This window comes from Vibrio sp. 2134-1, from assembly GCF_033339495.1.
On sequence record NZ_JAWOUS010000147.1, the window covers coordinates 1 to 1,023 of the forward strand.

Here is a 1,023-nt window from a genome sequence, read left to right on the forward strand (position 1 = left end):
TGCAATCGGTGCCGAGGCTGTTCAGTTTATTGATGCTAGCGTACTCACCAGTTTGATTCCTGTTCTTCTAATTGCGATTTCTCTTTATTTTTTACTCGCACCAAGTACTCGAAAAATCGATGGAGAACCAAAACTTGCCGAAGCGATGTTTGCATTGTGTATCGGTGGTGGAGTTGGTTTCTACGATGGTTTCTTTGGCCCCGGTACGGGCTCGATTTTTACTGTGTGCTTTGTTGCTCTTGGCCACTTTTCTCTCGTGGATGCAACAGCACGAACTAAGATTTTGAATTTCACTTCAAACATTGCTGCATTGTTGTTTTTCGTTCTAGCAGGGTTACCTGTATGGGAAATTGGTTTGACGATGGCGGTCGGTGGCTTTATTGGCGCTCAACTTGGCGCAAAAGTGGTGGTTACCAAAGGTCAAAAGTGGATTCGACCTCTAGTGATTACCATGTCTATGCTGATGGCAACAAAACTTCTTTGGCAACAACATCAGCAATGGCTTCTAACACTGTTTTAATTCGCTGATTGCGGTATGTGTTGTGGCGAAGACAGATGTGTATTGGGCGAATTAGAGGCTCTAGTTCTTCGAATTCAAAACAGAAATTTGATGCGATGTTGAGTGTTTTGATGATGGATTTAGGTATCAGTGCTGGTGCCATACCTTTTAAAGCTAATTGCGCTGCCGCAGTGTAGGAGTCCATTTCCATCAAAGGTTGGATCTCGTACTTGGACAAAATGGCTTGCTGATATGTATTGGCTGGGTTATTCAAATCGTTAGTTAAAATCGCTTTTGGTAATTGAGTTAGCGGGTATTTACTTATTATAGAGAAAGGCTCATCGGCGAGATGAACGCTCATCAAACCGTGATGAGAAGGTAAGTAACCAGCGCAGAATCCTAGGGTCGCTCGCCCTGATTTTACGTTTTCAACGATTCTCGGAGTGTGATTGGTAGAGATTCTGAGATAAGGATCGCGTGCTAGTTGCTCTTCCATAATCATACTCAGATAACCTGCGACGAGA

At 43.5% G+C, this 1,023-nt stretch carries 2 protein-coding genes; one reads left to right on the forward strand and one right to left on the reverse strand.

Annotation, left to right across the window (positions count from 1 at the left end):
• On the forward strand, nucleotides 1-520 hold a 520-nt coding region (locus R7R78_RS24515), incomplete at its 5' end, for a TSUP family transporter (RefSeq protein WP_225474425.1).
• Here R7R78_RS24515 and R7R78_RS24520 read toward each other — a convergent pair.
• On the reverse strand, nucleotides 456-1,023 hold a 568-nt coding region (locus R7R78_RS24520), incomplete at its 5' end, for a substrate-binding domain-containing protein (protein ID WP_225474426.1). The genes R7R78_RS24515 and R7R78_RS24520 overlap by 65 nt on opposite strands.